General features: G+C 38.4%; 15 protein-coding genes and 1 pseudogene. 8 read left to right on the top strand and 8 right to left on the bottom strand.

The genetic code is table 11. The features are described from left to right. Positions 1–345 precede the first annotated feature (345 nt). A pseudogene (locus tag ACIQYS_RS15155) lies at positions 346–669 on the top strand (cupin domain-containing protein); the annotation flags it as partial. A gap of 244 nt (positions 670–913) precedes the next feature. Here the strand turns inward: ACIQYS_RS15155 and ACIQYS_RS15150 are convergent. From ACIQYS_RS15150 to ACIQYS_RS15135, 4 genes are all read right to left on the bottom strand, one after another. Further along, positions 914–2,218 carry a DUF4179 domain-containing protein gene (locus tag ACIQYS_RS15150; protein WP_402981738.1) on the bottom strand — a complete coding sequence of 435 codons (1,305 nt, stop codon included), beginning with the start codon at positions 2,216–2,218 and terminating at the stop codon, positions 914–916. Then, positions 2,211–2,729, bottom strand: coding sequence for a sigma-70 family RNA polymerase sigma factor (locus ACIQYS_RS15145; protein ID WP_402981736.1), 519 nt, complete (start codon positions 2,727–2,729; stop codon positions 2,211–2,213). The genes ACIQYS_RS15150 and ACIQYS_RS15145 overlap by 8 nt, the downstream gene beginning before the upstream one ends. Before the next feature lie 115 nt (positions 2,730–2,844). After that, positions 2,845–3,408, bottom strand: coding sequence for an NADPH-dependent FMN reductase (locus tag ACIQYS_RS15140; protein WP_402981734.1), 564 nt, complete (start codon positions 3,406–3,408; stop codon positions 2,845–2,847). A 114-nt stretch (positions 3,409–3,522) separates the two neighbouring features. Next, a complete protein-coding gene (locus tag ACIQYS_RS15135) occupies positions 3,523–4,281 on the bottom strand; it encodes an NAD-dependent epimerase/dehydratase family protein (RefSeq protein WP_402981732.1) in 759 nt (252 codons plus the stop codon). A gap of 404 nt (positions 4,282–4,685) precedes the next feature. Between ACIQYS_RS15135 and ACIQYS_RS15130 the strand changes: the two genes are divergently transcribed. The 3 genes from ACIQYS_RS15130 to abc-f are packed head-to-tail and all read left to right on the top strand — an operon-like array spanning position 4,686 to position 7,522. After that, entirely contained in the window at positions 4,686–5,690 is a 1,005-nt protein-coding gene (locus ACIQYS_RS15130) for a hypothetical protein (protein WP_402981730.1), read from the top strand. A 47-nt stretch (positions 5,691–5,737) separates the two neighbouring features. Beyond that, entirely contained in the window at positions 5,738–5,920 is a 183-nt protein-coding gene (locus tag ACIQYS_RS15125) for an SE1832 family protein (protein WP_402981728.1), read from the top strand. Positions 5,921–5,953: 33 nt separating this feature from the next. Beyond that, entirely contained in the window at positions 5,954–7,522 is a 1,569-nt protein-coding gene (abc-f, locus tag ACIQYS_RS15120; protein ID WP_402981726.1) for a ribosomal protection-like ABC-F family protein, read from the top strand. Positions 7,523–8,467: 945 nt separating this feature from the next. Here the strand turns inward: abc-f and ACIQYS_RS15115 are convergent. Together ACIQYS_RS15115 and ACIQYS_RS15110 are read right to left on the bottom strand one after the other, a co-directional pair. After that, the gene (locus ACIQYS_RS15115) at positions 8,468–9,016 is read right to left on the bottom strand and encodes an RNA polymerase sigma factor (protein WP_402981841.1); all 549 of its coding nucleotides are present in this window, start codon (positions 9,014–9,016) and stop codon (positions 8,468–8,470) included. Between the two features lie 939 nt (positions 9,017–9,955). Next, positions 9,956–11,221: a hemolysin family protein gene (locus ACIQYS_RS15110; RefSeq protein WP_402981724.1), complete on the bottom strand. Its 1,266-nt coding sequence runs from the start codon at positions 11,219–11,221 to the stop codon at positions 9,956–9,958. A gap of 133 nt (positions 11,222–11,354) precedes the next feature. Here ACIQYS_RS15110 and ACIQYS_RS15105 point away from each other — a divergent pair, with 133 nt between their 5' ends. Further along, positions 11,355–12,752, top strand: coding sequence for a dipeptidase (locus ACIQYS_RS15105; RefSeq protein ID WP_402981722.1), 1,398 nt, complete (start codon positions 11,355–11,357; stop codon positions 12,750–12,752). A gap of 59 nt (positions 12,753–12,811) precedes the next feature. Here the strand turns inward: ACIQYS_RS15105 and ACIQYS_RS15100 are convergent, their stop codons facing one another. Further along, positions 12,812–13,384, bottom strand: a complete 573-nt coding sequence (locus ACIQYS_RS15100) for a nitroreductase family protein (protein WP_402981720.1) — start codon at positions 13,382–13,384, stop codon at positions 12,812–12,814. 111 nt (positions 13,385–13,495) lie between these two features. Here ACIQYS_RS15100 and ACIQYS_RS15095 point away from each other — a divergent pair, with 111 nt between their 5' ends. After that, positions 13,496–14,062 (top strand): glycerol-3-phosphate acyltransferase, encoded by a 567-nt coding sequence (locus tag ACIQYS_RS15095; protein ID WP_402981717.1) that lies wholly within the window; start codon positions 13,496–13,498, stop codon positions 14,060–14,062. 109 nt (positions 14,063–14,171) lie between these two features. After that, on the top strand, positions 14,172–15,023 hold the full coding sequence (locus ACIQYS_RS15090; RefSeq protein WP_402981714.1) for a DegV family protein: 852 nt from the start codon (positions 14,172–14,174) through the stop codon (positions 15,021–15,023). Positions 15,024–15,068: 45 nt separating this feature from the next. On the opposite strand, the gene ACIQYS_RS15085 is transcribed toward ACIQYS_RS15090, so the two are convergent. Continuing rightward, on the bottom strand, positions 15,069–15,557 hold the full coding sequence (locus tag ACIQYS_RS15085) for an amidase domain-containing protein (RefSeq protein WP_402981711.1): 489 nt from the start codon (positions 15,555–15,557) through the stop codon (positions 15,069–15,071). A 176-nt stretch (positions 15,558–15,733) separates the two neighbouring features. Here ACIQYS_RS15085 and ACIQYS_RS15080 point away from each other — a divergent pair, with 176 nt between their 5' ends. After that, positions 15,734–16,756: a DUF2804 domain-containing protein gene (locus ACIQYS_RS15080; RefSeq protein WP_402981708.1), complete on the top strand. Its 1,023-nt coding sequence runs from the start codon at positions 15,734–15,736 to the stop codon at positions 16,754–16,756. Positions 16,757–16,947: the final 191 nt, after the last annotated feature.

Raw genomic sequence — 16,947 nt, 5'->3', positions numbered from 1 at the left:
CTTTTAAAATATGCACTACTGTTTGTCCTAAATAATAAGTTATTTCAAATATGTACAAAAATAGTTGAAACACAAAATAAACAAGAAGAGCCTGTGAATAATGCATTAGCAGAAGCTACGAAGAATTTAAAGTTGTAGATTTAGCAAGAAAAAAAGAGTCTTCACGTCATTTTTTTGACATGAAGGCTCTTTTAAATTTATTACATCATCTTCTAATATTAATCATTCACTATTTTATTTAAAAAAAGTTTCGTCAACTGATAATAACTTACTTCCATTTATCGCTAAAAATAGAGCGATCACTAAAAATGCTAAATCCAATTCATAACCACCCATTTCAGGTGTAAAGTAGTAAGGAAGACCGAACGGGTGTATACAACATTTAATGATATTAAAATAGAACACCTTACTTCTCAAAGCGGTCTCCGAATGATGCATGTTGAATTGCCTCCTGGCGCATCAACTGGAGAAGCTATTGCGCACGAAGGAGAAGAAAGCCACATCGTCCTTAAGGGCACTGTCCTCGCAGAACAAGGAGAGGATTCCGTAATTGCTAATGAAGGAGACTCATTCAGTTGGAATGCCAGTGTGCCCCATTTTGTCAAAAACATCGGGGAAGAAGATGCCGTCTTACTAATCGCGGTTTACAAGGAAGATAGTCGATTATGAAATTATTGCAAAACGCCAAGGAGCAAGATTAAGCTCCTTGGCGTTTATTTGTTTTGGGATTTAATCGTGCTTGTGGATAGTTTTGTCGTGTTCGAAGGAGGTTCTATCGCGTTAGCTGTGTAGTTTGTCGTGTTCACGGAGTGTTTTGTCTCATTCAGGATTATATTGTAAATTTCGTCATATAAAAGAGGTTGCTCACAAAGTCATTTTCAACGACATTTTGGGGGCAACCTTTTTTTAACTCTTATTTAATCTGAATCGACACAGAACCCTCTAAATAATTCGGATATGCAGAAAAATAAAGCTTGATTGGGTTTACAATATTTTGAGAATCCAAACTAATAGTTGAATAATTATATTTTTCATCTCCACGCATACTTTCTGATGGCATATCGACTCTTTCTCCATTTGCGTTTTCAGCATCTGCAAAAAGAGAGTACATATGATTTTCTCTTATTTGCGGGATTTTTACTTCAACTGAATCGTTGCTTATGTTCGTTATTTCTATTTTACCATCTGATGGTTTTTTCATTACTTTTTTCGTTTCCAAATCAATTAGTAAATAGCTCTCCTCTTTAGGCAGTGCCTGTACTTTATCGAATCTAAAATACAGCTTCTTTGGTTCTTTAAAGTAGTTACTTTGTAGAAAATAAGTTCTTTCCTTGTTGTTTACTCCGCCAAAGCCACTTGTTCCATTTTGAATGGAACTCCATACTTCCCCGTTTTCATCTTCTAGACGCATATCTTCAAATTGCAAAATTTCCATATCATTTTGTTCGTTAAATTCTATATTTACCGCTACTCGAAGGGGATGAACAGTAATATTTTTCACCAACATTTTTTGACCGTCCATCTCTACCTCTTCATTTAAGCTATATACTTTTCCTTGTTGTACTGTATTTTTAAGAGTAAATGGAACTTTGAAGGTCGTTTCTTTATCATTCTCTATTTGAAAAATCAATTCAAATTGTTGAGAGGTAAATTGCTTTGCTTTTCCAAACGTAAAGCTAAAGCGTTCAACTATTCGATTTGTTTTTTCACCAAAATGTCCAAACGAATAGGCTGAATCCTCACTAAGATTTTTCCCATTATTCCATACCTCTAGATTCCCATATTGAATATCTTCCATAGAAAACGGTGCTTCTAGCGTGTAAAAAATTTCCATTCCTGTTTCATCTAATATAATTCCATCTATCGTGAACGTCATATTGTCCTTCATCTGACTGACGCCTACCGCCTCATAATAGTCATTTTCTATAATTGCTTCTAGCCCTTTATCCAACTGTATTAAGTCAACAAATCTTTCCATACCTGGTATAGATGCAACCGCGTTTGCAAATGCAGGTGACACTCGAATGGAAGTGATAAATGTAAGCATCAATATGGCAGCGACTGATATAGTCCAAAGTGTCTTTTTACGCTTGCTTCTTTTACTATTAGCTTTGTAAAAACCTTGCTGAATGGCATCATTTATCTGCTGTTCGGGTATTGCTAGGTGCTCCAGTTGCTCTTTTGATTCATTTAGCATCTCTTCTTCTTTTTCATACATGATCTACATCTCCTTTCTCTGTCAAAAAATTTCGCAGTGACTTAAGTGCTTTATGGAGTCTTGATTTGACCGTGCCTTCTGGTATTTTTTCGAGTTCGGCTATTTCTTTAATTTTTGTATTTTGGTAGTATTTAAGAAAGATAAGCTGCTGTTCCGCGTTTGATAGAGAGGCAATTGCTTCTTCTATTACAAGTTTCGAATCATCCGAGCAAGTTCCGATTTCGGCCAGCATTTCATCCGAAGTAAATCGCTTCTTCCTTTTCAACTGATCTTGGCAATAATTTATCATAATTCGAATAAGCCATGTCTTCATATACGTCGGCTCTTTTACTGTATGTATTTTTTGATAGGCTCTAAATGTTACTTCCTGCATTGCTTCGATTGCATCATGTTCATTTTTTAAAAATGCAAAAGCTGTCCGATAAAGAGCGTTTTTATGTAGTTGCATTAGTTGTAAAAATGCTTGTTCATCATGCTTTATCGCTTTACTAGCAAGCTCCTCTTGCTCCACCCCGTCACCCCATTCCACTTGTTATTATCTATTAGACATCTGAGTTAGCAAAAAGTTCATTTATTTTAATATAAAAAAGGATATCCCTAACCAAATGGAATATCCTCTCACTTATTTAATGCGTATCAATTGGCTCTTTGCAAAGACCTTTGCTCATTTCCGCATATTGGACGAATACACGTGCTAGTTCGCGTAGACGATTATGTACATCTTCGTCCGCAATCTCATTGCGCGCATCAAAATGACTCATATGCGTGTATACATAATTAGGTGTCACAAGACATCTGAAGTAATCCAAAATAGGCTTCAGCTGATTTTCGATGACTAAGTGATGCTGATATGTCCCACCGTTAGCAACAATTGACACTGGTTTGTATCGCATCGTTTTCGGATGTAAAAAATCAAACGCGTTTTTTAACACACCAGGAATAGATCCTTGGAAAATAGGCGTTGCAATTATATAGCCGTCGGATTGCTCGAACTTACTGACAAGCAGCTTCATATCGTCATTGTACTGATCCATTGGCCTGCCATCTACAAATTGATGCTCATAATTGGCAAATCGAATGATTTCTAATGTATGTTCTGTACTGATTTCCTCTATATAGTCTTTCACTTTTTCAAGAATGACACTTGTTTTCGTGCCGATAATCGTTCCGTCTACGAGTAGAATTTTCATTGTTGTAGAACCTCCTTTACCCGTACTTTATTGTATCAAAGAAGAAGCTCACTTGTGAGATAATTGGTATAGTTCCAATAAATTTCATTCTTTAGACTGAGATGGCCTTCCCTTTTATTCGTCCAGTTTTTCCGGTTCTACAAAAATATTTTTCCGCTTACTCCAATCAAATAGTTCTTCTCTTGGAATCGGTCTTTCCTCTTTTTCTTCGATCGCTCTTGCATTTTGAATATCTATCGATTTATATATTCGGACATGATGCCTGCTTCCTGAAATTGCATAATGATACATGGCAAATGCAAGTTGTTCCCCTTTAATTGCCCGCAGCCCTCTAGATGGACCAATCAATATCGGATTTATTAATTGAAAAACGCCTTCAGCTAATCGCTCGCCTAATCGAAATTCTGCTCGTTCACCTGTTAATAATGAAGGACGGAAAATGGATAGATGGGGTAGCTTTAAGTCGATAAGACCCTGTTCCATTCTTCCTTTTACACGGCTATAAAAAAAAGGCGATTTTTTATTGGAACCTGCTGCTGAAATAATGTGAAAGTTAGGGATACCACGTTTTTTAGCTAACGAAGCTATTCGGAGTGGATATTCTAAATCTACTTTTTCGAAGTTTACTTTTGATTTTGCTTTTTTCATCGTCGTCCCTAAGCAGCAAAATAAATCATCTGCAATTTCCAAGTCGTTTTCTTCTAGTTTATCCAATTCCCTTATTTTCACATCTAACTTAGCATGCATGTATGTAAGACTTCTTCTAGCAATTACTGAAACTGCAACATATTCTTCACTTTCGCATAACTGTTTGACTAAAATTTGCCCTGTAAATCCCGTTGCCCCAATTACGATGGCGGTTCGTTTTACCATACCAATCCCTCCTCTTCCGCTTTTCTTGTTGTCCAGCTGCAGCGCCTAGCCCCTCGGGGTCAAATGGGAAAAAGCTGCGGTGGCTGAAGAGCTGCCTCCTGGGCCCGCACGATGCGGGTCATGTCTGCTTTGCCACAGGATGTGGCGCATTTTGCAGACCATCCCCATCCCCATTTGCCTGTCGGGGCTGACATAGGCGCTTCCGCTTTTCTTGTTGTCCAGCTGCAGCGCCTAGCCCCTCGGGGTCAAATGGGAAAAAGCTGCGGTGGCTGAAGAGCTGCCTCCTCGCTTTTCCCCATTTGCCTGTCGGGGCTGACATAGGCGCTTCCGCTTTTCTTGTTGTCATATCCCCATTTCCTTTTCCATACACTATAAAGAATATGCACCGGAAAGGAAGATGAAAAATGAGACTAGCTTACCTTTTAAATACATTTCCACACCGCGGTTTATACCCTGCTGATCGGGCAAATGCGCTATTACCTGCTTTAAAAACGTCCGACTATAAAGTTTTCGTCCCTAGCACTAATACAAGCCTTCTAAACTATTTAACAAAGCGAAATATTAGTACTTGTGCATTTAATAATAATGCACAGTTACTAGCAGAATTAAAATTATTTAACCCAAATTGTATGATCCATGATAGCGGCAATTCCGAGAAAGATTTAATTCGCCGTTTAAAATCATTTAATTGTCCTCTTGTCCATTTTGACGACCATGGGGACGGCAGTGCTTTAGCTGATCTTGTTTTTCAAACATTGTATGAAAATCCAAAAGACCTTTCCAAAGAGCATTTTGTTTATGGACTAACCGGATATATTCCAGCAGAGACCATTCTTCCTAAAAATAATAGCACGACACAGGATCCACCACATATTGTTGTAGCTTTTCCCCATGAGGATCCAGAAAATTTAACGTATCGAACGCTAAGACATCTTGTTCAACTTCATATTCCCTTACAAATTAGTGTTCTAGTCGATGAACATTACAAACATGATATTCTTGATCTCAAACGGTTTGCACTCACTCGCAAATCGATTAAAGTGATCTCGACAACTGAACAAGCATCTTTCTTTACTACTAGTGATATCGTCATAACTTCCGGTTCTTATATGCCCTTCTTAGTGGCACAGTTCCAAATTCCTTGTATTATTCTTTGTGCTCATGAGGAGGAAGTAAATTTTGCTTTTCCTCAAGAAGGACATGGTTTCGCTAATTTAGGACTTGGTAGGAAAATAAAACAATCGTACTTGCAAAATGCAGTTATGGAGATTATCTTGCATGATAATCGAAGAAAAGCATATATCCAGAAACAAAAAAACTTTGACTTTACTACTAGCTTAAGTGAAGTAGTGGAACTAATCGAACAAACAATTGCAAATAAAAAAGCCGAAGAAGAAATCGCACGTTAAGCGCATTTTTATGCTACAATAATGCAAAAAGCTGAAGGTGATTATTCATGACAAAAGATCAACTACAAGCGGAAATTGCTGAGTTAAAAATGGATTACATCCGATTACAAGGTGACATGGAAAAACTAGAGTCCAATGGCCACCCCACTCAAGTAGAAAACGCCGAACGTAGATTAGCCAAAATGGAAAAAGACCTTGCAGAACTAAACAAACAGCTCGCGGACCTGTAGTCCGTAGAGCTTTCTTTTTGGAGGAAATAATACATGAGCTTATTAAATGTAGAAAATTTGGGACATACATTCGGAGATCGTACGCTTTTTAAAGAGGTTTCGTTTCGCTTGGTGGAAGGTGAACATGTTGGACTTGTTGGGGCAAACGGTGTTGGAAAATCGACATTGATGAACATTTTAACAGGGGAAATTATTTACGACGAAGGCCGTGTGGAATGGTTACCCGGTACACATTACGGTTATTTAGATCAACATACTCGTCTGCAACAAGGACGTTCGATGTTCGATACATTACGTGATGCATTCTTGCCTCTTTATAAGAAAGAGGAAGAGTTAAATGAAATTATTGCAAAAATGGCAGATGCAACGCCAGAAGAATTAGAAGTGTTACTAGAAAAAATGGCAGAAATACAAGATGTACTTGATGCTGGTGATTTTTATTCATTAGATATGAAAGTAGAAGAAGTTGCCCGTGGACTCGGACTAGATGCAATTGGTTTGGATCGCCCTGTTGAAGCACTTTCAGGTGGTCAGCGTACGAAAGTTCTATTGGCAAAATTATTATTAGAAAAGCCAAAAGTACTTTTATTGGATGAACCTACCAACTATTTAGACGAAGAGCATGTTAATTGGTTATCGAATTATTTGAAAAACTATCCATATGCGTTTTTATTAATCTCGCATGATACAGAATTTATGAATGGCATTGTAGATGTTATTTTCCACTTAGAATTCTCGAAGCTTACACGCTACACAGCGTCTTATGAAAAGTTTTTAGAACTTGCCGAGTTGAATAAACGACAACATATTGACGCTTATGAGAAGCAGCAAGAATTCATTAAAAAACAAGAAGATTTTATCGCCAAAAATAAAGCAAGATACTCTACGACTGGTCGTGCAAAATCTCGCCAAAAACAACTGGATCGCATTGAACGAATCGACCGTCCAGAAACGGCTGCTAAACCGGAATTTAGTTTTAAAGAATCTCGTAGTTCCGGACGTTATGTAGTGGAAGCGGAGCATTTACAAATTGGGTATGATAATCCACTGCTCCCACCACTCACGTTTACCATCGAACGAGGGGAAAAAATTGCGCTTGTCGGGATGAATGGTATTGGTAAATCTACCTTGCTTAAAACGATGTTAGGTAAGATTCCTGCACTAGGTGGAAAAGTGATACGAGGAGATTTTTTATATCCTTCTTATTTCGAGCAAGAAGTAAAAGCTGGTAATATTACACCAATTGAATCCATTTGGGAAACTTATCCTAGTATGGAACAAAACCAAGTACGTGCTGCATTAGCTCGCACTGGTTTGAAAAGTGAGCATATCTCTCGCCCACTTTCATCTTTAAGCGGTGGCGAACAAGCAAAAGTGCGTTTATGTAAGCTTATGATGGAAGAAAGTAACTGGTTAATTTTCGATGAGCCGACAAACCATTTAGACATTCACGCAAAAGAAGAATTGAAGCGTGCGATGAAAGAATTTAAAGGGACCATTGTCCTTGTCAGCCATGAGCCTGAGTTTTACGAAGGTTTAGTAACGAAAGTGTGGAATGTAGAAGAGTGGTTTTCTACTGGTAAAGAAGTTATTGAAGAATAATATCTTGTTGACCCTAAGCATTATGCTTGGGGTTTTTTAGTTGGATATGGTTATGTGCGGATAACCGAGGGGATTGATCGCTCCCAACCTTCTTCCCAAAAGAACAAAAGTGCTAGTATCTGTCTCTTCCCTGATATAGCAAAAGGGAACGGTGAATGGAATGATGCGCATAATAGGGATAATGCGTCGTAAGAAAGCTCTATTAAGTGTCCTCTGGGATTTCCGCTTCAGGGCGGATGCTTTCCGTGGGGTGAGCGATGAGCCTTCACCGCCGCTTGCGCGTACGTTGTGAAGTCTCACCTGACTCACTTTATCCCACTGGAGTCACCGCCCTTTCGCTCCAATCCAAAAGGAATTGCTTATTTATCAGTACCGACTCGCTAAGACTAAATATTATGCAGTTTTTCACATATGTGCATCCAGAAAATGACTTTGGGTAATAAATCAGTCATGGAAAGCAACCAATTCTTGAAATAACAAGTTTACTTGGAATGAGACGCCGATGAATAAGGTGGTTTATCCCAACAAATGGTTGAGTTAATTAGGCTTTTATCCAATTCCTTTTATGTAGAGACAGCATTTTCTAATTAGGTTTACTAAATAGCACACAGTGAACCTGAGCAATTTACATCTCCGAACTGCAGACACTAAATTAGAAAGAAATTCTCATGGATTGAAGTGGAAGGGCGGCGACTCCTGCCGGATGAGTGAGACAGATGAACCATCGCAGGCGAACGCGCAGCGTCGGCGATGGTTCATCGCTCACCCGGCGGAAAGCGTCCGCCCTGCAGCGGAAATCCCAGCGGTCACTAAGACGCATTATCCCTATATCAAGTACAATATAAAAATGCCATACCTTACGTTACTTAAAAAACGTCATCCGAATTTCTCCTAATCAAAAAAAGCCTCCCCAGCTATTTCAAACGGGGAAACTTTTACACATTATTATGCTAAAACTAAAGAATCTTTCGCAATTTCATCATTCATAATAAGCTCTTTTAAACGTTGCTTCGCTCTAAATAGTCGTGATTTTACTGTACCAATGGACACTTTCATCACTTCTGCAATTTCGATTAATGAAAACTGGTGCACATAAAAATACATAACTGTTTTTTGGTAAATGCCATCTAACTCAGCAACTTTCGAACGAATAATTTCTCCGACATCTTCTTTCTCTAACTGCTCTTCCACTGATAAAACATCCGCAGCGATTAAATCTAACAAGGATATATCTAGTTGTTCTGGTTGGTTTGCAACGTATTTGCTGCGTCTTACTTGCTTACGGTATTTGTCACGGAATGTATTCATACAAATTGTCGTTAACCAAGCTTTTACATGTTCCACTTCTTTCATATATGATTCATATCGTACAACTTTCATCCATAATTCTTGCATTAGATCTTCTGCATCTATTTGATCTTTCGTTAGTTTCAAACATAAATAATATATGTAACGGTTATATTCTTCATAAATCTCTTCAATTTTAACTTGCATCATTTATTCCTCCGCTCGGCTTTTCTTTATAACTATATAATGCCAAACCCGAACCTTACCCTCCATCGTATTCTCTTTCAATATAATTACAATCGTGTAAGTTAGAAAAGCGAAAGCACCTATGTCTGCCTCGATATGAGAAATGAAAATTAGTAATAAAATTGGTATGTCACGCATAATAGGGAAACTACGTCGTAAGTAAGTTACCACTAGGATCTCCGCTGCAGGGCGGACGCTTTCCGCCGGGTGAGCGATGAGCCATCGCCGACGCTACGCGTTCGCCTGCGATGGCTCATCTGTCTCACTCATCCTGCAGGAGTCGCCGCCCTTCCGCTGCGATCCAATAGAGCTTGCTAGTAAATAGCTACACTGTTTACTTATATATAATTTTCCATAAAGGAATCCAATAAATGGTTAAGGGCAATCAGTCAACTGGTGAAAGCAATCAATTCTATCCTGAAAGCAACCAATTCAGCACGAGAGCAACCAAATTGCTGGCGAAAGCAACCATTTGTTCACCTAATAAGTTTACGTAAAGTGAGACGGCATGCATACGAGAGGTTATAACACTAAATAGCTAAATGAAACGTACTTTATTCGAATAAATGCTCTCCTTATTTGGAGACAGCAATTTATAGAATAAACAGTGCAAGTACCTGATCAATTTATATCTCTGATAACTGCAGACGCTAAATCAAGAAGCCTTTCCAATTGATTGAAGCGGAAGGCGGCGACTCCAGCGGGAATAGCATGAGCTGAAGACCCCGCAGGAGCGCAAGCGACGAGGAGGCTGAAGCCATGCCCGCGGAAAGCGTCCGCCTGCAGCGAAAATCGTAGTGGTCACTTAATAGAGCTTACTACGACGCAGTATCCCTATACTTATCGACAAGCCATAGAGCTTATAATTTCCTAAGCTAAAAAAAAGCGCAAAAGGAAATGCTATTCCTCTTGCGCTTCATGTTCTTCTGGTTCTTCTCTTTTCGTAATCGTTAACGTCACAATTCGACTACGATCCATTTCATTAATTTCAAATAATAAATTCTCGTAAGTAAATTGCTCGCCTTCTTCTGGTACATGCCCTAGCTGGTCTAGTACGAAGCCTCCGATTGTTTCATTTTCGTTTACAATAGATAAATTAAACAGTAAATTTACTTCTTCGATTTCCACGCGACCTGCACAGATCAGACGACTTTCCGTCATTTCATGAATTAATATTTCTTCATCATCATCTGTTTCATCTTCTATTTCTTGCCCGATCATTTCTTCGATTAAATCTTCGTGGGTGACAATTCCAAGCGTACCCCCATATTCATCTAAAACGATTGCCATATGCTTTTTATGTGTGAGCATCAGCTCAAATACTTTCTCCACGCTCAATGTTTGTACGACAAACAGTGGTTCTATATCAATAAGCGTTTCGAGTGGAAGTGATGGATCCATGGACCATTCTATTAGCTTTTTCGAATAAAACATCCCGACAACCGTGTCTAAGTTTTCATTATATACAGGATATCTCGTATAGGAGTGCTCGAGTATAGTATCCCGCACCTCTTCATACGTAGATTCTATAGGCAATGCAACCATTTCAGTCCGATGTGTAAATAAGACGTCCGATACGTCTTTATTTGGAAAATCGAGTATGCCTTTTATCCGTTCGGATTCTTCGTCTTCGAATGTACCGTTCGTTGATGCTATATCGACCATATTCATAAATTCTTCTTTCGTAATGATCGTTTCCTTTATAGCCCCTTTAGACCCGATGCGGATAATCGTGTTGATAAATTTAGCAACTAAAAATGATAATGGTCTTAATAATCCGATCAATAATCGAATTATTGGCGCAACGATATACACGATTTTTTCCGAAAAAGTTGCGGCGATTGTTTTTGGGAGTACTTCCGCAAATAAAATAATGATTACGGTCAGTACGATAACAGACCAAACAATATTCCACTCATAATGTTCAGCAATGAGGATGACTAAAACAGTCATTGCCACATTGGCAATCGTGTTGCCTATTAATATGGTAACAATCATTCGGTCCGACCTTGTTAATAGAACGAGCAAGTCTTTGGCAGCTCTATCTCCTTGTTCAGCACGCAGTCGGACCTTCATCCTATTCACTGTCATTAAAGCGGTTTCACTTCCCGATAAAAAGAATGAAACAAGTAATGCAACTGCTAATAGTACAAATTCTATGTACAATTTTGTATCCTCCTAAAATAATAACATCGTTCCGTATTTCTTTTTATTACTATAGCATATTCGGATTTTAGTTGTCACAATTCTTATGCTATACTATTTCTATTCACGAAATTTTATGAAAAGAGGAATTCAAGTGAGCCATTTGACAGCGTTAAATAATTACTTTACAGAAAAACGAGAAGTACATTTAAATGAATTAAAACAATTTTTACGCATACCTAGTATTTCTTCCTTATCTGAGCACAAAGAAGATATGCAAAAAGGGGCTGAGTGGCTGGCAGATTCTTTCTCGAAAGCCGGCTTAGAAAACGTAGTCATCGATAAAACAAAGGGCCATCCCGTAGTATATGCGGACTGGCTACATGCAGATGACAAACCAACCATTCTTGTTTATGGACATTATGATGTGCAACCTGTTGATCCACTAAATCTTTGGGAGTCAGAACCGTTTGAACCAGAAGTGCGTGACAACAAATTATATGCTCGTGGTGCGAGTGACGATAAAGGTCAAGTGTTCATGCATGTGAAAGCAGTGGAAGCACTTCTTCAAACAGAGGGATCCCTTCCTGTGAACGTAAAATTTTTAATCGAAGGCGAAGAAGAAGTTGGTAGTCCAAACTTAGAAGCTTATATTGAAGAAAATAAAGAAAAGCTTGCTGCAGATGTAATCGTCATTTCCGATACAGGCATGCAAGGACCGGGACAACCCGCTGTATGCTACGGGTTACGCGGACTTTGTGGCGTTCAGATTGACGTAAAAGGAGCTAAAGGAGATCTGCATTCGGGTCTTTATGGTGGTGGCGTTCAAAACTCTATCCACGCCCTCGTATCAGTTTTAGATTCTTTCCGTGATGCAGAAGGTACAATTCAAGTAGAAGGATTTTATGAAAATGTACGTCCGTTATTAGATGAAGAACGTGAAGCATACAAAGCACTTGGATTCGACGAGGAAGAATTGAAAAAAGAAGTTGGGGTTGACGAGCTATTCGGTGAAAAAGGCTTTTCTCATTTAGAGCGTGTTTGGACTCGCCCGACGCTTGAAGTGAATGGTGTGTTCGGAGGATTTTCTGGTGAAGGCATTAAAACAGTATTACCGAGTGAAGCTGGAGCCAAAATTACTTGCCGTTTAGTACCAGATCAAGATCCAGAGGAAATCGTAGCAAAACTAAAAGCGCATATTGAAAAAAATAAACCGACTGGTGTTACAGTTACTGTCACTGAATTTGATAAAGGAAAACCTTTTATCACACCATTTGACCATCCTGCGATTCAAGCGGCCGGCCGGAGTTACGAAAAAGTGTATAATGTTCCAACTGCCTATACGCGTGGTGGTGGTTCTATCCCAATCGTAGCTGCATTTGATGAAATTCTTGGCTTGCCAGTAGTATTAATGGGCTTCGGATTATCATCTGAGAATTTCCATGCACCAAACGAGCATTTCCATTTAGAAAACTTTGACCAAGGTCTACGAGTTATTGGTGATTATTACTACGAACTAGCCGATTTATCCAAAGAACAACTAAAAAAATAACAAGTTATGTACCGGAAAAAAATAGAGCTATCCCCCTCGCTGAGGAGATAGCTCTTCTTTTATTCACCGAATATCGTGACTAGTTCATCCACATGTTTACGTTCTTTCGGTTTTGGCATTTCGTCAAAATAGCCAACTTGTAACATACTGATGATGCGTTCTCCTTGTTTAACCCCAAGCGCTTCACGGAATTTAGGATTATCTAAATAGCCTGGTGTTTTCCAACATGAACCAATGCCACGGTCCCATGCAAGCAATTGGATATTTTGAATAAGCATACTGGCAGCAGCATAATCTTCTAAACGCTCTTTTTGACGTGCATCTTCCGGGACAATGACAAAAATATAGCCCCCCGGATTTGTAAACTTTTTCATTTGTTTTTCTAATTCTTCATTCGTCAGCTCTTTCCACTTTGGAATAGCGAACTCTTTTAACATATCATATAAATCTAAAAGTTCTTTGCCACAAGCAACGACAAATCTCCACGGTTGTCTATTTTGATGGTTCGGTGCCCAAATGGAATCTTCCATAATAGAAAGTAATATATCTCTTTCCACGGGTTGCCCATTAAATGCCTTGATGGACCTTCTTTGAACAATTGCATCTCGAATAGTTAATGATTGTTGCATCATTGTATGAAAAACTCCCTTTTCTTTAGCATCAATTATTACTAACATCATACCAAGTTAAGCATTATATTAAAAGGGTTGCTATTTTACAACCAAACAATTTGAGGTGATCATATGCTCCTTTATTGGATCGTCAGTTATTTTATCGGTACTTTTCTTACTGCTTGGTGGATTGGAAAATGGAAAAAAACAGATTTACGTACCATGCGTAGCGGAAACTTGGGAGCTAGAAATGCCGGTGCAGTCCTTGGAAAAACTGCATTTCTATTAACATTTTTAGGAGATGCGCTTAAAGGTGTACTCATCCTATATATCGGTTTTCATTTCCATTTTTCTTTAGAGATTATTGCCATTGCGGGCTTTTGGGGAATTGTCGGCCACATGTTTCCTTTTTGGCTTCAATTTAAAGGTGGGAAAGGAATTGCTACTTTTATAGGAGTCGCGCTCGTTTTAAATCTGTCGTTATTCGGCATCATGGCTGCATGCTTTATAATGATGATCGCATTATTAAGAAGTGCCACATTAAGTATGTTAATCACCTTTAGTACATACGCTATTTTATGCTGGATAATCCCTGCATATACGTATTCATGGCCACTTTCTATTGCAATCCTGCTCATTCTATATCGTCATCGATTGGACGCTTTAGAATCATGGGAAGCACGCTGGTGGAAAAACTAAACAGTTACTATTCCACAAATAGTACTTTTTACTATTCACATGCATAACGGATTATTTAATATGGTATAATTACTATTAAATAAATAATGTATGAGATAGGATGTCTAACATGACTTTGAAAAAAATTGCTTGGGTTGTCGATAGTAGCGCCTATATAAATTCTCTATTAAAAAACCATTCAGATGTTTATGTAATTCCGCTTAATATTCATTTCGGGCAACAACAGTATGTAGATGGTGTCGATTTAACGTCTGAACAGCTGTATGAGCATATTCGCAACGAGACGAATCCCGTAAAAACTTCCCAACCATCCGCTGGTGAATTTGCAGAACTTTATACAAAACTAAGTGCGGAATATGAATCGATCATTGCTATTCATGTGACAAGTAGTTTGAGTGGGACTATAGCTTCTTCTTTAAGTGGTGCCGAGCTAGCGGAAGTTCAAATAGAATGCGTCGATTCTCTTTCTTTGTCTGCTGGTATTACAGGTCTTGTTGAAAAAGGTCTTCAGCTGCAGACCCAAGGCATACCCTTCGACGAAATCGCAGCTCAGTTACGAATAGAAGCATCAAAATTTCGAAACTATATTTTAATTGGCAACTTAACGCAGTTATACAAAGGTGGAAGATTGAGTAGTGCTCAGTTCTACTTAGGTAGTTTATTGAAAATAAAACCAATCGTTCAGATTAATGACAAAGGACAATTGCAAGAACTGGATAAAGTTCGTTCCGAGAAAAAAGCAGTACAATATTTGATCAATAAAGTAGTAGAATCGGTTGAACAAGAAGATGCCAAATTAGTGAATATTATGCATGCAAATGCACTAAACAAAGCAGAAAGTTTGAGAGATGCAATTTTACTACAAGCACCTCATATCGAAATAGAGATTGGGGAAATTAGCACAGCTTTAGCGGTACATGCAGGCGAAGACACATTAGCAGTGCTTTGGTATATACCATAATAAGAAGGGTAACTAACGTATGAGCGTTTAGTTACCCTTCTTCTATTAGAATTGGTCTTTAACATGAAAAAAGACATATTTCGTATTTGGTGTATGTGCATAGGAATCTGCATAACTCCAATGTCTGTTTCGACTATTATTCGTATGCGCATTTACATAAGGAATGCCATCTTGAACGCTCGTAACAATCGTCGAATGGTCGTATCTCCCATCCCCTTCAAAGTCATAAAAAATCAGATCGCCTAGGATTAGTTTTGTAGGTGAATCCACTTGAGTTGCCTGTAATCCTTTTGTAGAACCTGCCAAATACCAGCGTAAAGAATGAGGCGTACTCCAACTATAACTCCAAGTGTTATTCCCTAACCACCATCCTCTTCCTCGATTATATTGTCCTCTCATAGGGGCACCACCGGCAAATAAGCATTGTGAAATATAATTGGTACAATCCACATCAAAAATAGGAAACTTGGGATTGTGGCTATTCCACCACTTTTGGGCATAAGCTACCGCAGCATCGCGGTTATAAGTTGCCAATTTTCAACCTCCTTCTATTTGTTTATATGATTTCAAGGGAATTATATGCTAGTATTGAGTCAATGAATTTAATTTTTTCAACAAAAATTAAGCCTCCAGCGGATGTCACAGATTATGCCAAGGCGTAATTGATTTTTTTGAGATGGTAACCTACTTTTCAGAAAGGAAGATGGCTAGTGATACAGCATGCAGAAAAAGAAATTACCGAGTCGACTTTACTATGCGATGAAAAGGGTAATTTGAATCCAAAGGCAATTGGATATGCCAAAAAACCAATTATTGAGAGCAATTTAAAAGGTCATTATATGCGGAAGAAAAAGTGGAATTATTGGTGTGTCTTTGGAGATGATATACTCTTTTCTGCAACCATTAGTCATTTAGATTATGCCGCAATTTGCTATGTATATTTTCTAAATTATGAAACACAACGATTTGTAGAAAAAACAGTTACCATACCTTTCGGCAATAAAGTAAAAATGCCTACGAACGTTTTAGAAAGTCTTCATCTCCACTCGAAGGAGATGTCTATCCAACTATTATATATACAAAACGAAACGCATATGACTATTACAATACCTGATTTTGATGGAGACTTTTTGCATGCTGATTTACATATTTCACATCCTTTAGAAGATGATTCTTTGAATGTAGTGATCCCTTGGAATCGAACACAATTTCAATTTACAGCAAAACATCATATATTGCCCACTTCTGGATTTGTAAAAATGGGCGACTCTCGTTATTCCTTTCAAGCGGAGGATAACTTTGCCGTACTCGATTACAGTAGAGGGGTTCTGCCTAGAGAAGCAGCGTGGAATTGGGGGTTCGCTTCTCAACGTATTGGACTTAGACGTATTGGGTTAAACTTTGGCGGGAAATGGACAGATGGTACAGGCATGACCGAAAATGCAATTATTATAGATGGAAAACTAACGAAAATACATGAGGACTTATTGTTTACCTATGATACAAAAGATTTCATGTTACCTTGGCAAGTGAAAACCAAATTTTCAAAAGAAGTAGATTTAACATTTACCCCCTTTTTCCACAGAACTGCAAAAACGGATATAAAACTCGCCTCTTCTGAAATCCATCAGATGATGGGTTACTATAATGGCAAAATTCAATTAGAAAACGGCCCTCTTTTGCATATCCGTGAAATGTTAGGTTGTATCGAAGAACGCAAAGCGAAATGGTAGCAAAAAATACCCTTAATAGGAATAATGCGTCTTAAATAGCTCTATTAAGTGACCGCTACGATTTCCACTGCAGGCGGACGCTTTCCGCGGGCGTTGCCGCCTTCCGCTTCAATCAATGGGAAGTTCTTGCTGATTTGGCATCTGCAGCTATCAAAGATCTAAATTGTTTTTATGGGATTGAAGCGAAAGGG

The organism is Psychrobacillus sp. NPDC096426, from assembly GCF_044762745.1.
Lineage (GTDB): Bacteria > Bacillota > Bacilli > Bacillales_A > Planococcaceae > Psychrobacillus.
Note: the sequence above shows the minus strand (reverse complement) of the source record. Positions and strands in the feature narration are given on the sequence as shown.